Origin of the sequence: Mycobacterium cookii (genome assembly GCF_010727945.1) — a bacterium.
GTDB lineage: Bacteria > Actinomycetota > Actinomycetes > Mycobacteriales > Mycobacteriaceae > Mycobacterium > Mycobacterium cookii.
In genome coordinates, this window is the sequence record NZ_AP022569.1 from 380,992 (window position 1) to 405,219 (window position 24,228).

At 65.0% G+C, this 24,228-nt stretch carries 20 protein-coding genes; 11 read left to right on the forward strand and 9 right to left on the reverse strand.

The genetic code is table 11. The features are described 5' to 3' along the window. The first annotated feature begins 28 nt into the window (after window positions 1–28). Both aspS and G6N27_RS01905 read left to right on the forward strand, forming a co-directional pair. Window positions 29–1,825 carry an aspartate--tRNA ligase gene (gene aspS / locus G6N27_RS01900; protein WP_163774812.1) on the forward strand — a complete coding sequence of 599 codons (1,797 nt, stop codon included), beginning with the start codon at window positions 29–31 and terminating at the stop codon, window positions 1,823–1,825. A gap of 29 nt (window positions 1,826–1,854) precedes the next feature. Continuing rightward, window positions 1,855–2,292, forward strand: coding sequence for a nitroreductase family deazaflavin-dependent oxidoreductase (locus G6N27_RS01905; protein ID WP_163774814.1), 438 nt, complete (start codon window positions 1,855–1,857; stop codon window positions 2,290–2,292). 87 nt (window positions 2,293–2,379) lie between these two features. On the opposite strand, the gene G6N27_RS01910 is transcribed toward G6N27_RS01905, so the two are convergent. Next, on the reverse strand, window positions 2,380–2,778 hold the full coding sequence (locus G6N27_RS01910; RefSeq protein ID WP_232065212.1) for a transglycosylase family protein: 399 nt from the start codon (window positions 2,776–2,778) through the stop codon (window positions 2,380–2,382). Window positions 2,779–3,061: 283 nt separating this feature from the next. After that, window positions 3,062–3,451 (reverse strand): MmcQ/YjbR family DNA-binding protein, encoded by a 390-nt coding sequence (locus G6N27_RS01915; protein ID WP_163774818.1) that lies wholly within the window; start codon window positions 3,449–3,451, stop codon window positions 3,062–3,064. 167 nt (window positions 3,452–3,618) lie between these two features. On the opposite strand from G6N27_RS01915, the gene G6N27_RS01920 reads away from it, so the two are divergent. Together G6N27_RS01920 and G6N27_RS01925 are read left to right on the forward strand one after the other, a co-directional pair. Next, complete coding sequence (locus tag G6N27_RS01920) at window positions 3,619–4,509, forward strand: transglutaminase family protein (protein WP_232065213.1); 891 nt, start codon at window positions 3,619–3,621, stop codon at window positions 4,507–4,509. After that, window positions 4,502–5,554, forward strand: coding sequence for a zinc-binding metallopeptidase family protein (locus tag G6N27_RS01925; RefSeq protein ID WP_163774823.1), 1,053 nt, complete (start codon window positions 4,502–4,504; stop codon window positions 5,552–5,554). Before G6N27_RS01920 ends, G6N27_RS01925 begins: the two co-directional genes overlap by 8 nt. A gap of 7 nt (window positions 5,555–5,561) precedes the next feature. Here G6N27_RS01925 and G6N27_RS01930 read toward each other — a convergent pair whose 3' ends face one another. Further along, entirely contained in the window at window positions 5,562–8,204 is a 2,643-nt protein-coding gene (locus G6N27_RS01930; RefSeq protein ID WP_232065214.1) for a circularly permuted type 2 ATP-grasp protein, read from the reverse strand. Window positions 8,205–8,218: 14 nt separating this feature from the next. Beyond that, window positions 8,219–11,560, reverse strand: coding sequence for a transglutaminase family protein (locus tag G6N27_RS01935; RefSeq protein WP_163774828.1), 3,342 nt, complete (start codon window positions 11,558–11,560; stop codon window positions 8,219–8,221). A gap of 181 nt (window positions 11,561–11,741) precedes the next feature. Here G6N27_RS01935 and G6N27_RS01940 point away from each other — a divergent pair, with 181 nt between their 5' ends. Together G6N27_RS01940 and G6N27_RS01945 are read left to right on the forward strand one after the other, a co-directional pair. Next, window positions 11,742–12,131: an NINE protein gene (locus G6N27_RS01940; RefSeq protein WP_163774830.1), complete on the forward strand. Its 390-nt coding sequence runs from the start codon at window positions 11,742–11,744 to the stop codon at window positions 12,129–12,131. A gap of 72 nt (window positions 12,132–12,203) precedes the next feature. Further along, the gene (locus tag G6N27_RS01945) at window positions 12,204–13,040 is read left to right on the forward strand and encodes a DUF3097 domain-containing protein (protein WP_163774832.1); all 837 of its coding nucleotides are present in this window, start codon (window positions 12,204–12,206) and stop codon (window positions 13,038–13,040) included. A 4-nt stretch (window positions 13,041–13,044) separates the two neighbouring features. Here G6N27_RS01945 and G6N27_RS01950 read toward each other — a convergent pair whose 3' ends face one another. After that, a complete protein-coding gene (locus G6N27_RS01950; RefSeq protein ID WP_163774834.1) occupies window positions 13,045–14,040 on the reverse strand; it encodes a DUF2189 domain-containing protein in 996 nt (331 codons plus the stop codon). A gap of 116 nt (window positions 14,041–14,156) precedes the next feature. Here G6N27_RS01950 and G6N27_RS01955 point away from each other — a divergent pair, with 116 nt between their 5' ends. From G6N27_RS01955 to G6N27_RS01970, 4 genes are all read left to right on the forward strand, one after another. Then, window positions 14,157–15,503, forward strand: a complete 1,347-nt coding sequence (locus G6N27_RS01955) for a replication-associated recombination protein A (RefSeq protein ID WP_163774836.1) — start codon at window positions 14,157–14,159, stop codon at window positions 15,501–15,503. A gap of 1,391 nt (window positions 15,504–16,894) precedes the next feature. Then, window positions 16,895–17,572 carry an RDD family protein gene (locus G6N27_RS25590; protein ID WP_163774838.1) on the forward strand — a complete coding sequence of 226 codons (678 nt, stop codon included), beginning with the start codon at window positions 16,895–16,897 and terminating at the stop codon, window positions 17,570–17,572. A gap of 346 nt (window positions 17,573–17,918) precedes the next feature. Beyond that, on the forward strand, window positions 17,919–18,833 hold the full coding sequence (locus G6N27_RS01965) for a hypothetical protein (RefSeq protein ID WP_163774840.1): 915 nt from the start codon (window positions 17,919–17,921) through the stop codon (window positions 18,831–18,833). A gap of 193 nt (window positions 18,834–19,026) precedes the next feature. Next, window positions 19,027–20,739 carry a type IV secretory system conjugative DNA transfer family protein gene (locus G6N27_RS01970; RefSeq protein WP_163774841.1) on the forward strand — a complete coding sequence of 571 codons (1,713 nt, stop codon included), beginning with the start codon at window positions 19,027–19,029 and terminating at the stop codon, window positions 20,737–20,739. 378 nt (window positions 20,740–21,117) lie between these two features. On the opposite strand, the gene G6N27_RS01975 is transcribed toward G6N27_RS01970, so the two are convergent. Then, the gene (locus G6N27_RS01975) at window positions 21,118–21,516 is read right to left on the reverse strand and encodes a DUF4352 domain-containing protein (RefSeq protein WP_163774842.1); all 399 of its coding nucleotides are present in this window, start codon (window positions 21,514–21,516) and stop codon (window positions 21,118–21,120) included. 351 nt (window positions 21,517–21,867) lie between these two features. On the opposite strand from G6N27_RS01975, the gene G6N27_RS01980 reads away from it, so the two are divergent. Continuing rightward, complete coding sequence (locus G6N27_RS01980) at window positions 21,868–22,149, forward strand: hypothetical protein (protein ID WP_163774843.1); 282 nt, start codon at window positions 21,868–21,870, stop codon at window positions 22,147–22,149. A 632-nt stretch (window positions 22,150–22,781) separates the two neighbouring features. Here the strand turns inward: G6N27_RS01980 and G6N27_RS01985 are convergent. From G6N27_RS01985 to G6N27_RS25645, 3 genes are all read right to left on the reverse strand, one after another. Continuing rightward, window positions 22,782–23,258, reverse strand: coding sequence for a hypothetical protein (locus G6N27_RS01985; RefSeq protein ID WP_163774844.1), 477 nt, complete (start codon window positions 23,256–23,258; stop codon window positions 22,782–22,784). Window positions 23,259–23,272: 14 nt separating this feature from the next. Beyond that, a complete protein-coding gene (locus G6N27_RS01990) occupies window positions 23,273–23,692 on the reverse strand; it encodes a hypothetical protein (RefSeq protein ID WP_163774175.1) in 420 nt (139 codons plus the stop codon). A gap of 324 nt (window positions 23,693–24,016) precedes the next feature. Then, a complete protein-coding gene (locus tag G6N27_RS25645; RefSeq protein ID WP_372513026.1) occupies window positions 24,017–24,148 on the reverse strand; it encodes a hypothetical protein in 132 nt (43 codons plus the stop codon). Window positions 24,149–24,228 lie beyond the last annotated feature (80 nt).

Sequence of the window (24,228 nt, forward strand, 5' to 3'; positions counted from 1 at the left end):
TCGTTTCCACCGTTGCGAGGAGTATTTCGTGCTGCGCAGTCACACCGCCGGTTCGTTGCGGGCCGGCGACGCCGGTCAGAAGGTGACGCTGGCCGGCTGGGTCGCTCGTCGGCGCGACCACGGCGGGGTGATCTTCATCGACCTGCGCGACGCCTCCGGGGTGTCCCAAGTGGTGTTCCGCGCCGATGACGTGCTGGCTCAGGCCCATCGCCTGCGCTCCGAATTCTGTGTCGCCGTCGAAGGCGTGGTGGAAATCCGGCCGGAGGGCAACACCAACCCGGAGATCGCCACCGGCGAGATCGAGGTCAACGCGACGTCGCTGCGGGTGCTGGGGGAGTGCGCGCCGCTGCCGTTCCAGCTCGACGAGCCCGCCGGCGAGGAGACCCGCCTCAAATACCGCTATCTCGACCTGCGCCGCGAAGGCCCCGGCGGCGCGATCCGGTTGCGCTCCAAAGTCAACGCCGCCGCCCGCGGCGTGCTGGCCGCACACAACTTCGTCGAGATCGAGACGCCGACGATGACGCGGTCGACACCCGAAGGCGCACGCGATTTTCTGGTGCCGGCCCGTCTGCAACCCGGCTCGTTCTACGCGCTGCCGCAAAGCCCGCAGCTGTTCAAACAGCTGCTGATGGTGGCCGGAATGGAACGCTACTACCAGATCGCGCGCTGCTATCGCGACGAGGATTTCCGCGCCGACCGTCAGCCGGAGTTCACTCAGCTCGACATGGAGCTGAGCTTCGTCGACGCCGAGGACGTCATCGCGATCTCCGAGCAGGTGCTCAAGGCGGTGTGGGCGTTGATCGGCTACGACCTCCCCACCCCGGTGCCGCGCATCACCTACGCCGAGGCGATGAAGCGTTACGGCACGGACCGACCCGACCTGCGATTCGGCGTCGAACTCGTCGAATGCACAGAGTTCTTCTCCGACACCACGTTTCGGGTGTTCCAGGCACCCTACGTCGGCGCGGTCGTGATGGCCGGAGGGGCGTCGCAGCCGCGTCGAACGCTGGACGGCTGGCAGGAGTTCGCGAAGCAGCGCGGCCACCGGGGTCTGGCCTACGTGCTGGTCGGTGACGACGGCACCCTGAGTGGCCCGGTGGCCAAGAATCTGTCCGACACCGAACGCGACGGGCTTGCCGCACATGTCGGTGCGCAGCCCGGCGACTGCATCTTCTTCTCCGCGGGTCCGGCGAAGGCGTCGCGCGCGCTGCTGGGTGCCGCGCGTGACGAGATCGCAAAGCGGCTCAACCTGATCGCCCCGGATGCCTGGGCGTTCACCTGGGTGGTGGACTTCCCGCTGTTCGAGCCGGCTGACGAGGCCACCGCCGCCGGCGACGTCGCAGTGGGCAGCGGCGCGTGGACCGCGGTGCACCACGCGTTCACCTCACCCAAGCCCGAGTCGGAAGCCACCTTTGACAGCGACCCGGGCAGGGCGCTGGCCGATGCCTACGACATCGTCTGCAACGGCAACGAAATCGGTGGCGGCTCGATCCGTATCCATCGCCGCGACATCCAGGAGCGCGTCTTCGCGATGATGGGCATCGACAAGGATGAAGCCGAGGCTAAATTCGGATTCCTGCTGGACGCGTTCACATTTGGTGCGCCGCCGCACGGCGGGATCGCGTTCGGCTGGGACCGGATCGTCCAGCTGCTTTCCGGCGCGGATTCGATCCGCGAGGTGATCGCGTTCCCGAAGTCCGGCGGCGGCGTCGATCCGCTGACCGACGCCCCGGCGCCGATCACCGCCCAGCAGCGTAAGGAATCGGGCATCGACGCGAAGCCCGAGGACGCACGTCGCAAGCCCGCTCCCGCCGACACGGAATAGGGCACCGACCCGCCGGGGTTGAGCCAGGCATGTCGCAACAGATGCCTGACACCGAGTCCCTCAAAGCGTTCAACGAGGCCATCACCGACGAGTTCCGGGCCAACGACGGCAAGGTAGGCGGCCAGTTCGAGGGCGCCGACCTGCTCCTGCTGACCACCACCGGGGCCAAGTCCGGTCAGCCGCGCGTCTCGCCGCTGGCCTATTTCCGCGTCGACGGGAAGCTGCTCATCATCGGGTCGTTCGCCGGCGCGGACGTGAACCCCGCTTGGGTGCACAACTTGCGCGCCAACCCGTCGGCGCACATCGAGGTCGGTAACGAACCCTCGGAAGTCACCGCGCGGGAATTGCCGCCGGACGAACGTGACGAGCTGTTCGGCAAGATCACCGCGGCTGCTCCAGGCTTCGCCGAGTATCAGGCGAAGACGTCCCGGGTGATCCCGGTCTTCGAGCTGCAGCCGGCGGATTAGCTCGACCGGCGACCGGCGGGTCGCTGCACCGGGTCACGGGGCAATCACGTCACCCATCACGGGCTGATTTCGTAGCCCTCGATGTGGTTAATGCGGGACCATCGACCAGAGCGTCTGCAATGTCCCGCGGACCGGGTGCAGCAAGATGTTGACGATCTGGATCGGGAAGAGCTGGCCGTTACCGCCGCACTTAGGCCAGGCACCCGGGCCTTGGGTCGCAAGAACCCGGTTCGCCACCGCGATCTGCTCTTCGCGTGGAGCGGTGGCCGGGTCGCCGACTCCGCCGTTCGCGGCCCACGTCGACGGCTTGAACTGCAGGCCGCCGTAGAACCCGTTGCCGGTGTTGGCGTGCCAGTTGCCACCCGATTCGCACTGCGCGACGGCGTCCCAGTCCATACCGTCCGCGTATGCCACGCCAGTGGTCGGGGACACGACGAGGGTCATACCCAGGACGACCAACGCGGCTATCACCAGGTGCTTGCACATCGTGCTCAGTAGTCCACCTAAATGACTCATTTAACAGTTCTAACGAACGCACGTGAAAGGAGTCAATGAGTGGGGTTTTAGTAATTAATGAGATTATTGTTTAATTAGGGTTTTATGTTGCTAGAGGTAATTAGAGGGAGAAAATTAGCTTAGTGATGCATTTTTATACTGAAGTGAATTAAGTGACAAAAGTTATCTAGTCGTGATTGAGTGATTAGAGTGACTTGTGTTACTTCTGTTACTCAAGTGATATCTGATGCCTGGGTGGGGTGCGCTCGACATGTCACTTGGTGTCGTCGAGGAACTCCTGGACCAGGCGTTTTGGGGCCTGCGCCAACCAGGCATCGACGATCAGCTCCCGTAATTCGGGCTCGCCGATCTCCGCGAGCCTGACCAGCACCGCCGGGTAGCCGTCGAAGTGCGGGGTGGTGAAGTACACGTCGGGTTCGTCGGCGATCAGCGCGAACTTGACGCCCTCGTCGGAGACTCGAACGCCGAGGATGTCGCCCCGGGGAGGGTCGATTCCGAGAGCGGTGAACGCCTCGTGGTCCGACTTGCGCAGCGGGCGTTCCCAGGCGATCAGCTTCTTCCCGACCCGCCATTCGCGCGGCGAACTTTCCTCGCCGAGCGGAAGCACTCCGACGACACTGGCGACGTCGTCCCACGTGGCCATGCCTCATTGTGCTCTTCGTTCAAGGGCTTAGGGGACGATCGCGCTCCGCCGCTGCGCGCGATGTCGCCGCTCACTAGTGTTGCAGCGTGACGTCGTCGACCCAGGCCAGCGAGCCCGAGCCGCGGTCACCGGATCAGCATCCGCCGGGCACAGGGGCCCGCTACCGGATCACCCACCGCACCGAGTACCGCTATTCGGACGTGGTCACCAGTTCCTACGGTCGCGGGTTCCTGACCCCGCGCGATCTGCTGCGGCAACGTTGCCTGTTCCACGAGCTGCGAATCTCGCCCGCCCCGGCGGACAGTTCGACCAGCCGCGACTCTTACGGCAACACCAGCTCCTACTTCCATGTCACCGAGCCGCACCGGACGCTGACCGTCACCAGCGAGTCGGTTGTCGAGGTGTACCCGTCGCCGCCGGAACGCTGGGGCGCCGGGCCGGCGCTCGCACCATGGGAACACGCCCGGCCGCGCGGAGTGCGCGGCGCACTGGCCACCGAATTCACCCTCGACCTGAATCCACCCGAGATCACCGACGCCGTACGCGATTACGCGGCGCCGAGCTTCATCCCCGAACGTCCGCTGGTCGAGGTGCTGCGCGACCTCACGACGCGGATCTACACCGACTTCACCTACCGGTCCGGATCGACCACGGTATCCACCGGCGTCAATGAGGTTCTGACGGCCCGCGAAGGGGTATGTCAGGATTTCGCACGGCTGGCGATAGCTTGCCTGCGCGCCAACGGTTTGGCGGCCAGTTACGTGTCCGGCTACTTGGCCACCAGTCCTCCCCCCGGAAAGGACCGCATGATCGGTATTGACGCAACCCACGCCTGGACCGCCGTGTGGACACCGCAGCCACCCGGCCAGTTCGAGTGGCTCGGCTTGGATCCCACCAACGATCAGATGGTCGACGAGCGGTACGTCATCGTCGGGCGAGGCCGCGACTACGCGGACGTGCCGCCGTTGCGCGGCATCATCTACACCAATGCCAAGGACAGCAAGATCGATGTCGCCGTCGACGTCGTGCCCGATGAGGGTGGCGAACTCAATGCGTGACTTCCATTGCCCGAACTGCGGTCAGCGCCTCACCTTCGAGAATTCGACCTGCCTGGTCTGCGGCAGTGCGCTGGGTTTCTCCCTCGCACAGATGGCCCTGCTGGTGATCACCACCGGCGACGACGCCGACCACGCCGGCTTCGTCAGCGCGAGCGAATACGAGCTGTGCGCCAACCGCTATGTCGCCGAATGCAATTGGCTGGTGCCGATCATGTCCGGCGGGCTGTGCGAGTCCTGCCAGCTGACGATCGAACGGCCCAACGATGCCGACAAGGAGGGTCTTGCCGAGTTCGCGAGCGCCGAGGCGGCCAAGCGCCGCCTGGTCGTCGAACTGCGCGAGCTGAAGCTGCCGATCGTCGGACGTCAGCAGGATCCCGATTACGGGCTGGCGTTCCGGTTGCTGTCCAGCGCGCACGAGAAGGTGATGACCGGACACGAGAACGGCGTCATCACCATCGATCTCGCCGAGGGCGACGATGTGCACCGCGAGCAATTACGGGTCGAGATGGACGAGCCGTACCGCACTTTGCTAGGGCACTTCCGCCACGAGATCGGCCACTACTACTACTACCGGCTGATCGCCCCGTCCAGCGAGTACGTGGCCAGGTTCAACGAGTTGTTCGGTGACGCGAACGCCGACTATCAGGAGGCGCTGGACCGGCATTACAGCGAAGGTGCGCCGGAGGGCTGGGAGAAGACCTTCGTGTCGTCGTACGCGACCATGCATCCGGCCGAGGACTGGGCGGAGACGTTCGCGCACTACCTGCACATCCGCGACACTCTGGACACCGCGGCGTGGTCGGGCTTCGCTCCGGCGACGGCGACGTTCGACCGGCCGGTGTTGGGGCCCAGCGCTTTTGCCACCATCATCGACATGTGGCTGCCGGTGTCGTGGTCGCTGAACATGGTGAACCGGTCGATGGGTCACGACGATCTCTATCCGTTCGTCCTGCCGGTCGCGGTGCTGGAGAAGATGAAGTTCATCCACGGCGTCGTCGACGAGGTGACCGCGCCCAGCGGCAAGCGTGATCCGGTGCGCGCCTAGACGCAGGTCACGGCAGCACGCGGCTCTCGCCGGGGCCCCACAGCGGCTGCATGTCGCTGGGCAGCGCGAGCTGCGTCGCGGCGATCACCTCGGCCAGCTCGCGCAACGCGACATGCACGGAGGTCAACAGGTCGGTCAGCTGTTTTCGCCGGCCACCGGCGACTGCTTCGAGCTCGGCGGGATGCGATCGTCGCAGCAGGGTGCTCATCTCGGCGACCATCCGTTCCGGTCGCGACGACCCCGACGAGCCGGGCAGGTCGCCGAGGTCGGCCCGCAGCCGCTCCAGCTGGTACACCAGCGACCGCGGGTTCGTCGGGTCGAAGAGCATCAATTCGGCCAGTGCCGCCACGCTCACCATGCCGGCGGTGCGGCGGCGGTAGATCACCGCGGATTCGGCTGCGGTGAGTGCGGATTCGATGACGGTCCGCTCGGCGGCCGGGTCCCGCACGGTGGTCAGCGTGGCGTTGAGCAACGCGGTCAGGCCAAGCCCACGCTCGATGCGCTTGCCGATGTCCATCAGGGTCCAGCCGACATCGTGCACCATCGACTCACCGGCTACGCCGGCCAACGTGAGCATCCCGACCAGGGTCTGCGACTGCGCCGTCGCGAGCACGGCGTCGGCCTCGGCCAGCGAGTCCGGTGGTTCGGATTTGTGCGCCAGCGCGCGTTCGACCCCGGCCAGCACCACCCAGGTGTCGCTGGACAACTGGTCACGCACCGCCCTGGCGGCCAGCGCCAGGCGGTCGACGGAATGCACCAACGACCCGGGGCGCTCACGGTCCATGGTCAGCGACCACAGCGTCGACGGCGCGATCGCGATGATCTCGGCCGCGTCGTCGGCCTGGATGTCGGTGCCGGTGATGCGGCCGAGTGCGGCCATCAGCACCGGCACGCAATCGCTTTCCGAGGTCTCCTGGCGATGCCGGAATTCGTAGTAACGCCTGCGTGCCACGATCAACAACCGGGCCATGTTCTCGGCCCGTTCGCCGTAACGTCCCATCCAGAACAGGTCGGACAACACGCGCGGAGAGCTGACGCCCAGCGTGCCGGCACCGGTCTTCACGGGCGTCTCGGGTGCCGGCAGGGTCGCCGTCTCGGTGCGCGAACGCTCGGTGGGACGCACCCAGACATCTTTGGCCGCAATAGTTTTCAACGTGTAGGCGGATGGCCCCGACGCGAGTACGTAGCCCAAACCGCCCAGCATCGGCGCGTAGCCGCCGCGCTGGGCCACCGTGAACAACCGCAGGCCCACTCCGCCGGGGGAGAATTCGCCGCCGTAGCTGGTGGGCGCCGACGAGAACTGCGGCAGCTCCTGGCCGACCCATTGCCACGGCATCGCCTCGATGCACGACGCCAGCTCGGCCAGCCGCGCCGACGAAAGCGTCGGGCCGACAAGGGTTTGTCCGCCGATAGTGGGCCGGATCAACAGCGACGAAAGGTTTGCCAGTAGATGCGAACGTTCGCTGTCGATGCCACCCCAGTAGCTCGGCGCGACGGCCAGTAACGGCGCCTCGCCGAGTAACCGCTTGGCCAGCTCGGGTAGAAAGCGTTGCAGCCCAGCACTTTCCAATATCCCGCTGCCAACGGTGTTGACCACGGTGACCGTCCCGCGGCGCTGCGCCTCGATCAGGCCGGCCACCCCCAACCGCGAATCGGCGCGCAGATCCAGTGGGTCGGTGTACGTCGCGTCGACCCGACGGAACACCACGTCGACGCGCTTGAGGGTGCCCAGCGAGCGCATCCACAGCCTGCCGTCGCGCACCACCAGATCGGCGCTCTCCACCAGCGGGAAACCCAGCAGCGTCGCGAGATAGGCCTGATCGAACGCGGTCTCGGAGTAGATGCCCGGGCTGAGCACCACCACGACCGGGTCCTGGACGCCGTCGGCCGCCGCGTCGATCAACGCCAACCGCAGCGCCTGCGCGAACGGTGTCGTGGGCCGCGGCCCCACCCGCTCGTAGAGGTCCGGGAGAGCCTGGGTCAGAACGCGGCGGTCGGCCAGCGCGTACCCGGCACCCGACGGGGCCTGCGTCCAGTCGGCGTTGACCTGAAATCCACCGTCGGGCAGCCGGCTGACATCGCAGGCATGCATGAACAGTTGGTGGTGGCCCGGTACGTCGATTCCGTTGGCCGCGCGCACGTAACCGGGGTGGGCGAACAGCAACTCCGGCGGCAGCACACCTTCGGTGAGCGCGCGACGGGCACCGTACAGATCGGCGAGCACCGCGTTGAGCACCCGCGACCGCTGCACCAGCCCGGCCTCGAGCACATCCCAGTCGGAGGCCGACACCACCAGTGGCAGCGGGTCCAGGCGCCACGGCCGCGGCTCGGCATGGGGTTCCTTGGCGGGATCGACGCCGGTATAGGTGATGTCGTCGTTGTCGACCAGTTGGCGCACCGCGGCGCTGAGCCGGCTGAGCCCGGCCCGCCCGCGGTCGCCGACAACGTCGGCCAACTCGGTCCACCCGGGTTGGACGTTCCCGGCCCGGTCGACGAATTCGTCGTAACCGCTGACCGGTCCGCGCAGGCCGGGTGGTCGCAGATCGAACAGGGCCTCCTGGGACCGCGCGGCGCGATACCCGGCCAGCAGCTGATCGACGTCGGTGCGGTGGTGAGCAACCGCCGACGACTCGCTGGAGTGAACTGTCATCTCTGACGAAGCCATTACCGCAGGACGGTACGCACGCGTCGCAGGTCGAGGATGCCCGGCGCGCCGATGTCTGTGGAAATTCGCGCTTGCATTTCACGGACGTCGGACAGGTCGAGCTTGCCCGAGGTGAAACCGGTGGCCTCGAAGCGGCGGGCGCGACGGGATTCGGCTTCCACGGCGTTGACGGGCGGCTCGTCGTAGGCGCGCCCGCCGGGGTGGGCGATGTGGTAGGTGCAGCCGCCGCGTGACGTCGACGTGGTGAGGTCGACGAGCTCGAACTGCAGCGGGCCGTCGACGGTGATGCTGGGGTGCAGCGCGCTGGGCGGTTGCCAGGCCCGGAACCGCACACCGCCGACGTGGATGTCGGGGTTGTCGGTGGCCAGCAGCGGAACCGGAAAGCCGTTGCAGGTCAACAGGTAACGGTGGCGGTCGGCGCCGATGACGCGCACCTGCAGGCGCTCTACCGACGAGTCGACATAGCGGGCCGTGCCGGTGGCGGTGGACTCCTCGCCGAGCGTGTTCCACGGCTCGATCGCCCCGCGAAGCTCGATCTCGACGCCGTCGAACACCGCGGTGCCGATGCGCGGGAAGCGGAATTCGGTGAACGGGTCCAGCCAGTTGGTCTCGAACGCGATCCCGTGCGCGCGCAGGTCCGCAGCGACGTCGGCGATGTCGTGGATCAGGAAGTGCGGCAACAGGTATCGCCCGTGCAGGTTGGAGCCGTGCCGGATCAGCGGAGCCCGCAGCGGCTCGTCCCAGAACCAGGCCACGAGTGAACGCACCAGCAGTGACTGCACCATCGCCATCCGCAGATGCGGTGGCATCTCGAAGCCACGCAGCTCCAACAGGCCGAGTCGGCCGCGCGGGCTGTCCGGGCTGTAGAGCTTGTCGATGCAGAATTCGGCGCGGTGCGTGTTGCCGGTGATGTCGGTCAGCAGATGCCGCAGTGCCCGGTCGGTCAACCATGGCTTGGGCTGGGCGTCCTCGGAAAGCGAAGTGAGCCGGTCGATTTCGGCGAATGCGATCTCGAGTTCGTAGAGCGCCTCGGCGCGGCCCTCGTCCACCCGCGGTGCCTGCGAGGTGGTGCCGACGAAGCGGCCGGCGAACAGGTAGGACAACGACGGGTGTCGCTGCCAATACGTCAGCAGCGAGACCAGCAGGTCCGGCCGGCGCAGCAGCGGCGAATCCTTCGGGGTGATGCCGCCCAGCGTGATGTGGTTTCCGCCGCCGGTGCCGCCGTGGCTGCCGTCGACGTCGAACGACTCGGTGGACAACCGCGCTAATCTGGCTTGCTCGTAGAGGGTTTCGAGCTGTCGGCTCTGCTCGGCGAAACTGGCGGTGGGCGCGACGTTGACTTCGATGACGCCCGGGTCGGGGGTGATCGTCGTCGACGTCAGCCGTGGGTCGGGCGGCGGCTCGTAACCCTCGATGACGACCGGACAGCCGATCGCCGCCGCCGCGTCGTGCACCCGGCCGATCAGGTCGACGAAGTGGTCCAGCGCCTCGCTCGGCGGCATGAACACATAGAGCAGCCCGTCGCGGACCTCGGCGACCATTGCGGTGGTCGGTGCGGTCTCGTCATCGTCGACGTCGGCCTTCGCCGTGGAGGGGTGCAGTTCGTCGCCGACAGTGGTCGGGTCGGTGTCAAAGGTCGGTCGCGGCGGCTTCCAGCTGATCGCGTCGAGCGGCAGCCGAAGACCCGCCGGCGAGTCGCCGTCCACCAGCACGACGCGGCCGCGACGCAGCCGCCAGTCGGCGCTGGCCCAGCCGGAGCCATCGTCGCGGCGGTGCAGCGGCAACACGAATGCCGCTGGCTCGTCGGTGGATTCGTCGAGGCGCGCCAGCAACGCGGCGCGTGTCGCGGCGGTGTCCCCGCCGGTTTCGGGGTCCAAGTCGTCATCCGACGCCACCGGGTCACCTTCGGGCAGACGGGCTTTGGCAGCCACCCGGGACAGCGGATCCTCGTAAGCGGGCCGCACCTGCGACAGCGGCAGGCCCAGCCCGTCGGCGATGGCGGCCAGCAAGTCGTGGGCGGCCGAGTCGGCCGCCGGCGGGCCGACCGCCTCGACGGCCCAGGGGTCGGCGAGCAGCGTGGCATCCGGCCACAGGGGCTGGCCGTCGGTGCGCCAATACAGGCCGATCTGCCAGCGCGGCAACGGTTCTCCGGGGTACCAGCGGCCCTGCCCGCGGTGCACCAGCCCGTGCGGGGCCCACTGCGCTTTGAGCCGCGCGGCCAGGTCGGATGCGCGTTGCCGCTTGTGCGGGCCGTCGGCGGCGGTGGTCCACTCGTCGTCGACCTGGTTGTCCACCGAGACGAACGTCGGTTCGCCGCCGACGGTGAGCCGCACGTCGGCGGCGGTCAGTCGCTCGTCGACACCGCGGGCGACGTCCTGAATGGTCGCCCACGCTTCGTCGGTGTAGGGCAGCGTCACGCGGGGGTCTTCGTGGATGCGGGTGACCGTGTTGGAGAACTCCAGCACCGACTCGCACGGCTCGATCCCGCCGGTGATCGGCGCCGCGCCCGACGGATGCGGGGTGGCTGCCAGCGGGATGTGGCCCTCGCCGGCGAACAGCCCCGACGTCGGGTCCAGCCCGATCCAGCCCGCACCGGGGATGTACACCTCGGCCCAGGCGTGCAGGTCGGTGAAGTCGGCCGCCGGACCCGAGGGCCCGTCGAGCGCCTTGACGTCGGAGGTCAGCTGGACCAGGTAGCCGGACACGAAACGGGCGGCCAGCCCCATCTGGCGCGCGATCGACACCAGCAGCCAGGCGAAGTCGCGACAGGAGCCGACCCCGGTTCGCAGCGTGAAGTCCGGCGTCTGGACGCCGTGTTCCATCCGGACGCTGTAGCTGAGGTCGTGGTTGATCCGCCGGTTCAGCTCCACCAGGAAGTTGATCGTGCGGGTGCCCTCCGGCACCGCGAAGTTACGCACCCAGGCCTGCACGAGTTCGCCGGGCCCGGAGCCGGGGCCCTCCTCGTCGACGGGTCGCAGATATGGCTTGAGGTCTTCCGCCAACGGCTCGGGGTAGCTGAATATGCCGGATGACGGCCACGTCTCGGCCCAGTCCTCGATGAAGAAGTCGAAGGGGTTGATCACCTTGAGGTCGGCGATGAGCCCGACGGTGATGGTCAGCTGGCTCGTCGGATTCGGGAAGGTCAGCCGGTAGACGAAGTTGCCGACCGCGTCCTGTTGCCAGTTGACGAAGTGGTCGGCGGGCTCGACCCGCAGCGAGTAGGCCTCGATCGGCGTGCGCGAGTGAGGTGCCGGGCGCAGCCGCACGACGTGCGGGAAGACCCGGACCGGCCGGTCAAAGGTGTAACTGGTGCGGTGCTCCAGTGCCACTTTGATGGTCATAACCGCTCATCTCATCACGCCAGCCTGAGTGCCGCAGCGCGGCAACACTCAGTGTCGGCGCGGTCGGTCTCCGCGGGCGGATCACGTGACGCAATTCCGGCTCGAATGCGATGATGACGCCGGCTGTCCAACGCCGTCGCCGTGCAAGATCCCCTGTCAACGCCTAGAAAGGGCCAGCGAAATGACGTTTCAACAACCGGCTGCAGGCTGGTACCCGGATCCGAGCGGCGGGCCAGGACAACGGTTCTGGGATGGCCGGCAATGGGTTGCGGCACCGCCCGTTCCAGCTCCGGCCGTCGCGCCCTTCGGCGGAGTGGGCTACCACGGCGTGGATGCGAGCGGGCGGCCGCTGTCGGACAAAAGCAAGCTGGTGGCCGGTCTCCTGCAGCTTTTCCTCGGAGGCATCGGCATCGGACGCTTCTACCTCGGCTACATCGGGATCGGCTTTGCGCAACTCGCGATCACCGTTTTCACCCTGGGACTTGCCGGGTGGATATGGCCGTTGATCGACGCCATCCTGATCCTCACCGGCAAGATGCCTGACGCGCAGGGGCGCACCCTTCGCGATTGACGCTGTCGGCGATCGGATATCGCGGAGTGGCGCAACCGGATTTGGCGGGCTGCTGTTCCTAGGATCGCTCGGGTGGACGATCGTTACGGCTCCGACGTACTGGCACGCGACCCGCACGGCTCGCGCAAGCCCCGATCGGTCGAAGTGCCAATAGAACTCGGCATGGTCGTCGAGGACGCGCAAACCGGCTACGTCGGCGCGGTGGTTCGCGTCGAGTACGGCCGGATGCAACTTGAGGACCGCCGCGGGGCCACCAAATCCTTCCCGGTCGGGCCCGGGTACCTGGTGGACGGCAAACCGGTGATCCTGACCGCCCCGCGTCGTCCAGCGCCGAAAAGCGCCGCTCGCACCGCATCCGGCTCGGTGGCGGTGACCGGCGCCCGTGCCCGGGTGGCCCGGACCGGACGGATCTATGTCGAGGGACGCCACGACGCCGAACTCGTCGAGCAGGTGTGGGGCGACGATCTGCGGATCGAAGGCGTGGTGGTCGAATACCTCGGCGGCGTCGACGATCTCGTCGGCATTGTGGAGCAGTTCCGGCCCGGCCCGCAGCGACGGTTGGGTGTGCTGGTCGATCATCTGGTGCCCGGGTCGAAGGAGTCGCGGCTGGCCGACGCGGTGCGCCGGGGCCCGGGCGGCGCGGACACGCTCGTCGTCGGGCACCCGTTCGTCGACATCTGGCAAGCCGTCAAACCGGCCCGCCTCGGCCTGGCGCAGTGGCCGGTGATTCCGCGCGGAACCGAGTGGAAGCACGGCATCTGCGACGCGCTGGGCTGGCCGCACGCAGACCAGGCCGATATCGCCGCGGCCTGGCGCCGCATCCGCGGCCGGGTCCGCGACTGGACCGACCTGGACGCCGCGTTGATCGGCCGGGTGGAAGAGCTGATCGACTTCGTCACCCGGCCGTGACCGGCTAGGGCGCGACCGGGCCGCCGGAGAGTTTCCGGTAGGTATAGACCTGGATGAGCAGCGCCACCGGCGCGGCGACCAGGATGCCGACGCCGCAGGCCAAAAAGCCGAGGAACAGCACCAGGCCCTGGACCAGGAACGACAGCAGCGTGTCGCCGATGTGCGATCTGACCGTGCTGACGCTGGCCTTCAGCGCATCGATGGGCGACAAACCACGGTCCGTTGCGAACGCGATGGTGAACAGCGCGAAAAACGTGAAGACGATGATCGCCACGAACGACAGGAACGCGAACAGGAAATTGGGCAGCAGTGCGGGCAGGTCCAGGACGGCGCTGATCACACTGAGCAGTGCGCCAGCCAGGACCACGCTGCCGAAATTGCGCGGCTTGAAGAACGAGCCGACGCTGACCGGCCGCCCGTCGGCGAGATCGAGCCCTCCGGACAGGAACGCCGCCTGGACGAAAATGCCGAAGACGAACGACACGATCGACAGGACCAGCGTGCCGACGGTGCCCAGGCCCGCGGAGAACGATGCGGCGTAATTTCCGTCTGTACCAGGGTTCTCGGCCGTGGCGCCGCCGAGGAGCACGAATACCAGGCCGTGCACGACAATCCCCACGACCGCATAGACCAGCATCGCCAGGATCAGCGGCCCAAGATTCTGAGTGAACTTATTCCACGCCCAGCTGAACGCCTGACCGATGTCGAACCCCTGCCCGGGGGGAGGGCCATAGCCCGGGGGCCCGTAGCCGGGCGGCGGCCCGTAGCCGGGCGGCGGGGGATAACCGGGCGGCGGTCCGTAGCCGGGCTGAGGCGGCGGGCCGTAGCCCGGGGGCGGACCCGGAGGCGGACCGTAACCCGGCGGCGGCCCCGGCGGTGGTCCGTAGCCCGGCGGCGGTCCTGGGGGAGGGCCGTACCCGGGTCGCGGGTAGTTGCCCGGGTGCGGGTTGTCGCTCCACGGCTCGCTCGGGTTGCCGGGATACTCCGGAGGTTGGCTCATGACCGCTCCTGCGTCGTCGTCGGGGAGTTGTGCAGGCGTGCTCCGCGAACTTAGCAAGTATCCACCTGCCCCGCTGCGACCTCACACTGCCCGCCGACGTGTCGAATCGACGTGGTATGCCTGACACCGTGCCCGACGGTCTGTTCGACGTCCCCGATGAGACCGACCGTGGCGTGCGTGAGCAATTCGGTTCCGCCGCCGCGCCGTTGGCCGTGCGGATGCGCCCGGCCAGTCTCGACGAGGTCGTCGGTCAGGACCACCTGCTGCAGCCCGGCTCGCCGCTGCGGCGTCTGGTCGAAGGATCAGGCATGGCGTCGGCGATCCTCTACGGCCCGCCCGGTAGCGGTAAAACGACGCTGGCATCGCTGATCTCGCAGGCCACCGGACGCCGTTTCGAAGCGCTGTCGGCGTTGTCGGCGGGGGTCAAAGAAGTCCGCGCCGTCATCGATGTGGCCCGTCGTGCCGCCGCGTACGGCGAGCAGACCGTGTTGTTCATCGACGAGGTGCACCGGTTCTCCAAGACTCAGCAGGACGCGCTCTTGTCTGCTGTGGAGAACCGGGTGGTGTTGCTGGTCGCCGCGACGACTGAAAATCCGTCGTTCTCTGTTGTCGCGCCGTTGCTTTCGCGGTCATTGATCCTACAGCTGCAGCCGCTGTCGGCCGATGACATTCGCGCCGTGGTACAGCGTGCGATCGACGACGAGCGCGGCCTGGGCGGCCGGGTCACGGTGACAGCTGAGGCCGTCGACCTGCTGGTCCGGCTGGCTGCCGGTGACGCCCGTCGCGCGTTGACCGCGCTGGAAGTGGCGGCCGAGGCGGGGGAGCAGGTCACCGTCGAGGTCATCGAGCAATCGCTCGACAAGGCCGCGGTCCGCTACGACCGTGACGGCGATCAGCACTATGACGTGGTCAGCGCGTTCATCAAGTCGGTACGCGGCTCCGACGTGGACGCCGCGCTGCACTACCTGGCCCGGATGCTGGTCGCCGGCGAGGATCCGCGATTCATCTCGCGGCGGCTGATGATCCTGGCCAGTGAGGACATCGGGATGGCTGACCCGACTGCGCTGCAGACCGCGGTCGCCGCGGCGCAGACCGTCGCGCTGATCGGCATGCCCGAAGCCAAGCTGACCCTGGCGCACGCCACCATCCACCTGGCCACCGCGCCGAAGTCGAACGCCGTCACCACCGCGATCGGCGCGGCGATGCAGGACATCAGCGCCGGCAAGGCCGGGCTGGTCCCGCCGCACCTGCGCGACGGCCACTACTCGGGTGCCGCCGCACTCGGCAACGCCCAGGGCTACCGGTACGCGCACGACGATCCGGATGGTGTTGTGCCGCAACAGTATCCGCCGGACGATCTGGTCGGCGTCGACTACTACCGGCCGACCAGCCACGGGGCCGAGCGGGAGATCGCGAGTCGACTCGAACGACTTCGGGCGATCATTCGACGCAGGCGTGGCTAGCGCGGCGCACCACTGGCACTGCTTCCTGGGATCGCCGACGCTGTGCTGAGCCCACGGGCATGGAGGCCGCGTATTCAGCTGCTACAGCCGTAACCTCCAAAATCCCAACACATCTGCCGGCCGGACGACCCGCTGCCACGTCCAGAAGCGCCCAAACAAATTCGGCGTCATGGTGCGTTCGCTGAGTGTGACAACATAACTAAGCCGCCCGAAAGCGTCCTCCACGTTGTTGCCGAAGGTCGCCAAGACAGCATGTTGCCCAAGGTATGATGCCAATTGGCAAGTATAAATATCGCCGTGATTCAGCCAGCGCCCCACGGGAAGCCCAAATGGCGTGCACTTGTGACATCACATGGATAGAACGACGTCTGATTAATCGCCGCGTCTCCGTTCGGTAACTCGTAGAGCAAAAAACCGCGAAGTTGGCGACGACCGGGAACCTGCGTGCCGTAATGCCGTCGGATAAGGGGATCAAACCAAACGACCTCCCTTTCGCCAGCGGTCGGTACTGATGTCGCGGCTTACCAACTATCTTTGCGGGATGGCCGACGCCACCGCGGCGTCAATGGCAGCCCTAACGCCTATGCACGTGGGGTTCTGGAGTCGCCGCACCACGAGGTGTAATCCCTTGCGTCACCGTTGTGTCCACCTACTCGCAGATGCCGCTGCGGACGGGCGGTATCGGGCCGACGCCCAGGCGGTGGGGCGTCCTGCAACGGCGCCCCTGGGCGGATACGGGCACCGCAACGATGAGCAGGATTTTCTTCACAGTCTTTGTAATCGATGGGTGTTACTGAGTTGGGGTTACTGAGCCGTTTTCTTGCAGATCGCCGTCACAGGCGGGGGGTATGCGGCCCGTGCTCACCCCACCCACCTTGCAGTGCGGCTTGCCGCCCGTCAGGTTGACCCCGCCCCCTACGCCACAGTCGAAAGCCACTTGTTGGGCGAGGTTTGGGTTGTGGATGGCATTCCGGCACGAGTTGCACAGCGGCATGGAACCGTCGGGAGATATTTCCGAATGGCAAATCGGGTCGCCGTCTGCGTGAGCAGACGGACAGATGAACAGGGCGCCCAGGGCCATTACTGAGGCGAACAATAGTCGTTTCATTGGCATTCCTTTTCTCTATGCGCCGCAGGTTTAGCTGTTGCCGTTGGTACCGCTCACCACTAGCAGACAGTAAAGGCTGATCCCCGCCAGTGGAGCTGAAAAGCATTCTCTATAACTGTTCTGCGCCTCCGTTCGACGGTTGCTGACGTGGTAACAAAGTGTTGCAGTTCTGCTGTGAGAATGATAGGAGCCGCCGCGAATGACTTGACTTTTGGCAAGGAGATGCCAAGCGATTGGTTGGCGCGGTAAAGTGTCTCCACCCACCTCGGCGGAGGAGCAACAGATGACCACACGTGACTCCGATCCCAACGCGTCGGGTCAACCTGGCAGCTTTCCCTCACCGCCCCCGCCGAGCCCTTCTGGTCAAGCCGGCGTCTTTCCCTCACCGCCGGCGCCCAGCGCGTCCGGTCAAGCCGGCGTCTTTCCCTCACCGCCGGCGCCCAGCGCGTCCGGTCAAGCCGGGGTCTTTCCCTCACCGCCGGCGCCCGGCACCTCCGTTCAACCCGGCGGCTTCTCCTCCCCAGTTCCGTCCTCATCTGTCAGTTATCCCGCAGGGTTGGGGTCGCGGTTCGTAGCGCGGTTTATCGACGGCGTCCTGGTAACGATCGTGGGGGGTGTGCTCATAGGGATGTTCGATTGGCCGACCGATATTGCTTTCACCGGGCTGCTGTCGGGTCTCTTGATGTTCACCTATTTCGTCGCGTTCGAAGTAAGCCTTGGCTGGACGCCGGGCAAGAAGATGCTTGGCCTGAGCGTCCACGGTCCGGCGGATGCGATCAAGCCGACTGCGAAGCAGTCCGCTACCCGCAATGCCTTCACCTTGCTGTCGATCCTTCCGTGGATCGGCGGCGTGCTGGCGGTGACCGCCATCATCGTCATCGCGGCCACGATCCAAGGGAGTCCTACCAAACAGGGCAAGCACGACCAGCTGGCCGGCGGGACGCAAGTTATAAAGGGCTGAGCTAACCGACTCGGCCGATGGAGCGCCTGTTCCAGGGATCGGCTCAACGTGTTGTCTTGACTTGATCCTGCTGCTCTCCAAGTCCGACAAAGTCGGCACTCCAAACAGCGCCATGACGAGCGTGCACGGCCTAAATTGCAACCTAAGAAATCCCGCGAATCGTCGGATCTCTTCCATCACGGCTAGTGGGGCAGTCTGTCGCGCTGCAACGGGCCCGAAGGTTGAGGCAATGAATGAACCAAATTCGGCCCTTCGAGTGTCGGGCTAGCGTGGACCTGGCGCGGGCCGACACTGATGACGCTCAACGCTGCAACACGGGCACGGACTGCGGGAGATCGGATTCGCGATGAGCAGCCTTGACGACCCTGGCCAGCCAGATGAACGCCGGGAAGAACGGCAGGATTTCCTCCGCGTCCAGGAGCAGGTGGGGCAATTTCTGCGCAAGCTTGAAAAGCGTCAAGATCATTGGCGTAGCGGTCAAGTAGCCGATGCTCTCCCCAACGTGATCGAAGATTTCAGTGACGCGCTAAACGAGTCCGGTCATTCTCAGGAAGCGACTACGACCCACCACCTGACGCAGGTCGGCACATCGCACCATGAGTATTCGCACGACCAGATTTCCGGCTCCGCCGCATTTCCGAACGATCCCCTAACGGGTGTCATCATGCTCTTCACAGTTGTCAAAAATTTGAATGACACATTTGATGTGCTGCAGAAAATTAACGATTCGATCGAATCTCCTTATGTCGAGAAAATGGTCGAGGAAATTGGCGCCAGCCTCGCGGGTGTGTGGGACCAGTTCAAAGAGGGCACCGAGAAGATCATCGAGGATGTTAAGGAGCGGATGACTGAACTGGCCTCTCCGGAACAGGCGCAGGAGCCTATCAAGACGGATGCAGAGCTCGCGGCGAATGCCATCGAGAAAGCGACCGATGAAATAAACCAGGAAATGACGCTGCAGGATGCTTTCGCACCAGCGGCGGAAGCGAAGCTTAAGCAGAACTTTGCTGAAGACCGCCAGAAACTTGAGAGCAAACTTGACAAGAATGAGGAGAAATATTTCGAGAAGCATCCTGATCTGAGCCCGGAGGAAAAAGACGCGGCTGAGAAGAAATTCGACAAGATAAGAGATGACGCGGTCCAGAAGCTTGAGGATCAGCAAGCCAAGACACTCGCGGAGCGGGAGGCCCGCCAGCAGGCGGAACTCGAAGATCTTGAGCAAAAGCGACGAGAACTAGAGGACACCAGAGCCGAGCGGTGATGGTACGGGGCACAGCTACACGCAATTCACTCAAGGCAAGGAGCACAAACTTATGGCACTCACCCCTGCGCCCTATGTGGCACAGCAGCGTCTGATGAATGCATCGTGGCTGGCCTCTCTTGGACCTGACCACGCACAGAGGGTCAGGTCTATCAATGCTATCTACGATGAGCGACGGGCCACGATACGGGCCATGGGTGTGGTCACCATAAACTTAAACGGAAGTGTCACATACAGCGGCACCTCTGCGTTTGGACTTGCGCACTTGAGTTTGGTGGTGAGCAGGAATCTCGCTGGCATGGATAACCGCGAGCGAGAATACCTGAGGATTATCGAGCTGCTGAATAGCGCCGGTGATGGCAATTATAACACCAACTTCTATAACGCGGAAAAAGTCGCGCTGCTTTACGCTGATGGAAAAGGGGCGTGCAGCGAAGAGTGGTTTAAGCCCGGCAAGACTTCATTCACCGACAAAGAGGTTATGGCCAGAGCGTTCGGCACTGTTGACCAGGCCATTAACGAGATCCAGCAGCATATCGCTCAACTTGACCAAAACACTACTTTACATCCTGCTTATCGAGCTATCGTCGATGAAGCCAAAAGTCGCATCAATCCCTCCGGCGGAGGAGCGTGGTTGAAATCATCCGAGGTGGCAGGCACCGCGTTTGCTGACAAAGGTCCATACAAGCTGTACATCGGTTCGTTTGAGGACGGTTCCATGCTGTCATATTCGGGAGACGGGTCGATGGTCACGATCGCGCCACCAGGTTCGGGCAAGACTCAATGCAATGTCTTTCCGAACTTGCTGGTGTGGCAAGGACCGGCCATCGTGCTGGACGTCTCGGGTGACCTCTACGAGCACACCGCAGCCTGGCGTGCCGCCAACGTCGGACCGGTATATAAATTCGACCCGCTGGAACCCGAAGACAGCAATAAATACAACCCGCTGACATTTGTGCGCCAAGAGCCCGACTACATCTGGGAAGACTCGCGCCTCCTAGCCGAGATGATGATCGTCCCGTCCGGGGCCGCCGATCCGTTCTGGGAAAATGAGGCGCGAACTGTCCTGACCGCGGCGATAGCCCACGTCTGCTATTCCCATCCGCCAGCCGAACGGCCCATGTCCGCGGTTCTCGACGTACTCTTCGGCGGCGAAGCCTGGGACGACATGATTCTGGGCCTCAAAATGGCAATCGACGTCCACGTTATGACGCAACACGCCAATTCCTTGTCCTCCATGAACGAGAAGACGCTCAGCAGCGTCCTGCAAACAGCGCGCTCAAGTTTGGGCGCATGGACTGGAGAGCGGGTAGCGCGAGCGACAGCGCGCTCGGATTGGGACCCACTGGACCTTCGCAGCGGCACTAATCCAACGATATATATCTCAGTCCAGCCAAATCAGGTCGAAACCTACCTGTCGCTGCTGCGGGTGTTCATCGGCCAGCACATCAGGGTCCTCACTGGCGGTCGCGTCCCCCCTCGGGATGCGCCCCCAATCCTGCTCATGCTCGACGAGTTGCCGAGGCTCCGCTACATGTCACCCGTCGATGAGGCACTCAACATCGGCCGCAAATACAACCTGCGGCTCTGGATGTTCGCGCAGAGCGTCGGCCAGTTCCAGGTGGCATATCCCAACGGCGACGGCATGCTTGGTTCTTGCGCCGTCCGCATCTTCATGAACCCCAGTGGCGCGGACGGGCTTGCCGAACGGCTGTCCGAAGAACTGGGATACGTGGACTCGCTCAACGACAATTCCCGCAAGCGCCTGGTAGACGCCGCCGATCTCGCCGGGCCGTCTTACAAGGACAAGCAGCTCGTGCTGGCCGCGGGTACCAAGCCGGCCATGGTGCGAAAAGACTTCGCCTTCGCCAACCCCGAACTCGCGCGACGAATGAATGGGCAATAGCGACCGCCCCGCGTCCCGTGCACTTAACCATGGCTGCTCGAACTCATAAAGGCGCCTGGGTTTTTCCGGCACTGGCCGCTAGGCACTCCATTGCTTGACCGTCGATTTGCGGTGATATCGAAAGCCAGGCCCGCGCCGTCGTCGTGGGCATCGACGATTATCCGGACGGCTTTGTGCCCCTCGCGAAGCCGGTGCTCGTCATTCGGTAGGCCCGCCGTGGTCTTGGTCAAGTAATCGTCCCGCTCGTCCTCGGTGTGGCGGTCGCCGTGGCGTCGGTGTCATCGGCTGAGACGGGTGGACAAGGATTTGCCACCGGTTTCCGGGCCGCTCTACCGGATGGTTTGTCCGCACACCCTCCAGGCGGGACCAGCACGGTGTTTATTTCGGAGGCAGCAACTCGACGCTGGCACCGGGTGAATTCGATGACCCGTGAAGTTCCAATATGCCCCCGGGAGGGGTGTCCGTCGGCACGTCGAACGACAACGCGGCCATAGTGGTCACACCGGGGCTGACAACGGTTTCGAATGTCATCGTCCACAGGGCGGCCGCCGGGTCGACTTCATAGACCCCGCTGTCGATTCTGAGCTTCTGGTCGGACGCGATGAATATTTCGGGTCGCTTGCCGTTGTTGGTGATCGTCAGCCGGGCGGTGACGAACGTGCCCTTGGCGGTTGTCTGCATGAAGGGAAAACTCGGGTTGGTCACGGTCTTGGACCGGTCGACTGACGTGACGACGAAAGTGACGTTGCCATCTACGGCTTGTTGGCCCAGCCTCACTGGGGACGCCGCGGGTAAGGTCGGCGGTGACGTGGGCCCGGGTAGTGGCGCCGGAACAACTGGCAACGGAATATGCAGCGGTGCAGTCGGATTCATCGGGTGCGGTATGGGTCGGCTCACGGGACCGGGCGTGAACGTGGGCGTCGGCACGGGGCGCGCTGCCCGATCGGCGGATCGGGCGTTCACTGTGGCCACGACCGTGAAGACGACGAGGCACGCGACGACGGCGACGCCGGTAACGAAAGACAGGCGAGCTGATTTCTCCGGCCTCGGAGGTGGCTTGACGAAGGGCTCGGCCGGTGGGTTCAGCCCGAAGACTCCCCATCGGTCGTCGCCGTGGAGTAGCGCCTCGTGTTGGTCATCTGCACGCGCGGCGATCTCCGCTCTTTCTTGACGGCGGCGATGTCGAAAGCGGATGGCCGGCATGGCCAGCACGATCAGACCAGTTACCACGGCGGTGAGGGCACCCAGGATCAAAAAGGCTTTCCAGTCCGTCAGGATCAAGGCAAGCGCGGCCAGCGCCCCGATTCCGGTGAGCAACGGGTGAACGGTCATGAAGCCTCGAAAACCGGTCCCCAGCGACGCAACTCCCTCATCGATCCGGTTCCAATATCGTTTTCCCTGGCTGCCTGATGGGCCCGGGTGCCAGCCTTCGGGAGTAGGCCGTGTCATTTGACCTGCACGGTACGCCGAAACCTGGTCCCGCGAAGGCCTATTCGTCGTAGGCTGACATCCGCTTATGGCGCTGGCCTGAGCGCCTTGTCGCGGTTCGACGCCGAGCTGGACCGGCCGGCTATGTGTCTGACGACGACGGCGCCGATGGCGGCCAAGACCATGCAGTCACCGGTGCCGGTGACCGCTTGCGTCGCCGAGATCGCGCCTCGAAACCCGCCTGCGCTTGCCGAGATGGCGTTAGGACTGCGACGGGTTCTTTGGCGGCTCGTCCGACGCCACGACCCTTGTGTGGCTTGCACATCGCGCAGCCGCGCCACGACCTTGAGGGGTGGTACTGGCTCATGGCGGAGCAACTCCTGAGGCCTCGGTGACGTGTTCGACGCGTCGACCCTCGCTGGAGAGCTATTGCGTTTTGCCGCAGGCCCATACAGCCGCAGGGATGGAGCCGCCTGGCGCTCGGGTCCCGGGATTTCTCGATGGGGTCCGAGCCCCGACCCTGTTCCTGGGCCCGTGTGCTTAGAGGACGCGAGCCCAGCGCTGGGCACAAGTCGGCGACGGAAATTACACGAAGGACAGCACTTCGGCGACACCTAGCCCCCGCAGTAGTTGTGGGTGGTGTCGTTGCAGTAATTCCAATCCCGCATTTTGCCTATGCGCACCTCCAGGGCCACACCGTTGCTGCGTGAAACGGAAGCCGGTGGCCCGGTGAACGGGTCACCGATGCCGGTAATGAGCTTGATTGTGACTGGCTCGCCCACGGTGTCGTTGCTCGGATTCGAGGCAACGTTGACGGTTCCGGTGGCGGTGTCACCCGAGACTGATGTCAGCGTGAAATCTATGGTGGCCAGCGGTGCATCGGCATAGTCGTCGCGACCGGAACAGGCGCCTGGGCAGGCGGAGATGTCAGCGTACGTCAGCCGACCGGACGCGTCGCTGTTGATGGTGAGTCCCGACGCGTGGGCGTGCCAGGACCCAGTGAATGGGGTGATCCCTGGTATGTCGGCAGCCGCACGCGGCGTCAACGCCAGCGCGAGAAGCGCAAATCCTCCCGGGGCAATGTTTTTCACGTCGTTGCTCCGAATCAGAACGGGTTGACAGTGGTATCGCTGCCGACGAACATGCCGTGGCCGGTACCGTCGTGGGTGAAGCGGATGCCGTCACCGCCGGCCACAATTGTCCAACCCTGGATGTGGTAGGTCTGACCCGCGACGAGGGTGTCGAAGGGCGGGTGGTCGTAGCCGACGCCGATATTCGCGATTCGGTAACTGAACCGGCCCGACGCGGTGACGTAGGCCTGATCATCGTCTGGGGGAGCCTGCACAAAACTCCCCTGACAGACGACATTGGGGCCGACCCCCGGTGTGGCGTCATCGGAGCCGATCTCGCAGAGCATCGGTGGCGTCTGGGTGGCCATTTTCGCATCGTGTCCCGGATTGGGATCGGCGCTCGAGGGTGCCGCGCAAGCCAGCGCGACGATGCCGAGCCCCGCCACTGCGCTCATTCTCATGTCAGTCCTCTCGGAACCAAGTGACGATGCCAGCGCCGACGACTTTTGCGCGACCGCGGGCGGATGGCACGGTTAGCCGGGTGCCTCGAGTTTGGTCGTTAGCCCACTTGCCGACGAGAGCGAGCAAGGCGGGGGTTGCACGCGCAGGACCCGCGATCTCATTTGGCGACGGCGGGCAGCTTCCCGCACCCACAATGCAGGGGCTTTCCTGGAACTCATCGTCTGTTTAACCGCAGCTCTAATCATTGGGTCAAAGCACCGGACGTGTTCGATTCGGTGAGCACCTCGACTTCACATGACAACCTGGATGGTGTTTTCCTACAACAGTATCCACTCGACGATCTGGTCGGCGTCGACAATTGCCAGCCGATGACTCGTGGTGCAGAGCGGGACATCAGCGGTCGGTTGCAGCGGCGCCGCGCGATCACCCGGCACCGGCGCGGGTAACACTAATCACTCCAGCATTGTCTGGAGGCCGTAGCTCTCTTTCAAAAGAGTTGCGCTTGCGAAGTCACCCGGGCGTGATAGGG

Excerpts from the sequence above, each read along its gene's own strand:
- G6N27_RS01915 (WP_163774818.1), bottom strand. The coding sequence starts at position 3,451 with ATGGCCACGTGGGACGACGTCGCCAGTGTCGTCGGAGTGCTTCCGCTC.
- G6N27_RS01950 (WP_163774834.1), bottom strand. The coding sequence starts at position 14,040 with ATGAGCCAACCTCCGGAGTATCCCGGCAACCCGAGCGAGCCGTGGAGC.
- G6N27_RS01970 (WP_163774841.1), top strand. The coding sequence starts at position 19,027 with ATGGGTGTGGTCACCATAAACTTAAACGGAAGTGTCACATACAGCGGC.
- G6N27_RS01925 (WP_163774823.1), top strand. The coding sequence starts at position 4,502 with ATGCGTGACTTCCATTGCCCGAACTGCGGTCAGCGCCTCACCTTCGAG.
- G6N27_RS01935 (WP_163774828.1), bottom strand. The coding sequence starts at position 11,560 with ATGACCATCAAAGTGGCACTGGAGCACCGCACCAGTTACACCTTTGAC.
- G6N27_RS01965 (WP_163774840.1), top strand. The coding sequence starts at position 17,919 with ATGAGCAGCCTTGACGACCCTGGCCAGCCAGATGAACGCCGGGAAGAA.
- G6N27_RS01905 (WP_163774814.1), top strand. The coding sequence starts at position 1,855 with ATGTCGCAACAGATGCCTGACACCGAGTCCCTCAAAGCGTTCAACGAG.
- G6N27_RS01910 (WP_232065212.1), bottom strand. The coding sequence starts at position 2,778 with ATGTGCAAGCACCTGGTGATAGCCGCGTTGGTCGTCCTGGGTATGACC.
- G6N27_RS25590 (WP_163774838.1), top strand. The coding sequence starts at position 16,895 with ATGACCACACGTGACTCCGATCCCAACGCGTCGGGTCAACCTGGCAGC.
- G6N27_RS01940 (WP_163774830.1), top strand. The coding sequence starts at position 11,742 with ATGACGTTTCAACAACCGGCTGCAGGCTGGTACCCGGATCCGAGCGGC.
- G6N27_RS01955 (WP_163774836.1), top strand. The coding sequence starts at position 14,157 with ATGCCTGACACCGTGCCCGACGGTCTGTTCGACGTCCCCGATGAGACC.
- G6N27_RS01930 (WP_232065214.1), bottom strand. The coding sequence starts at position 8,204 with ATGACAGTTCACTCCAGCGAGTCGTCGGCGGTTGCTCACCACCGCACC.
- G6N27_RS01990 (WP_163774175.1), bottom strand. The coding sequence starts at position 23,692 with ATGAGCGCAGTGGCGGGGCTCGGCATCGTCGCGCTGGCTTGCGCGGCA.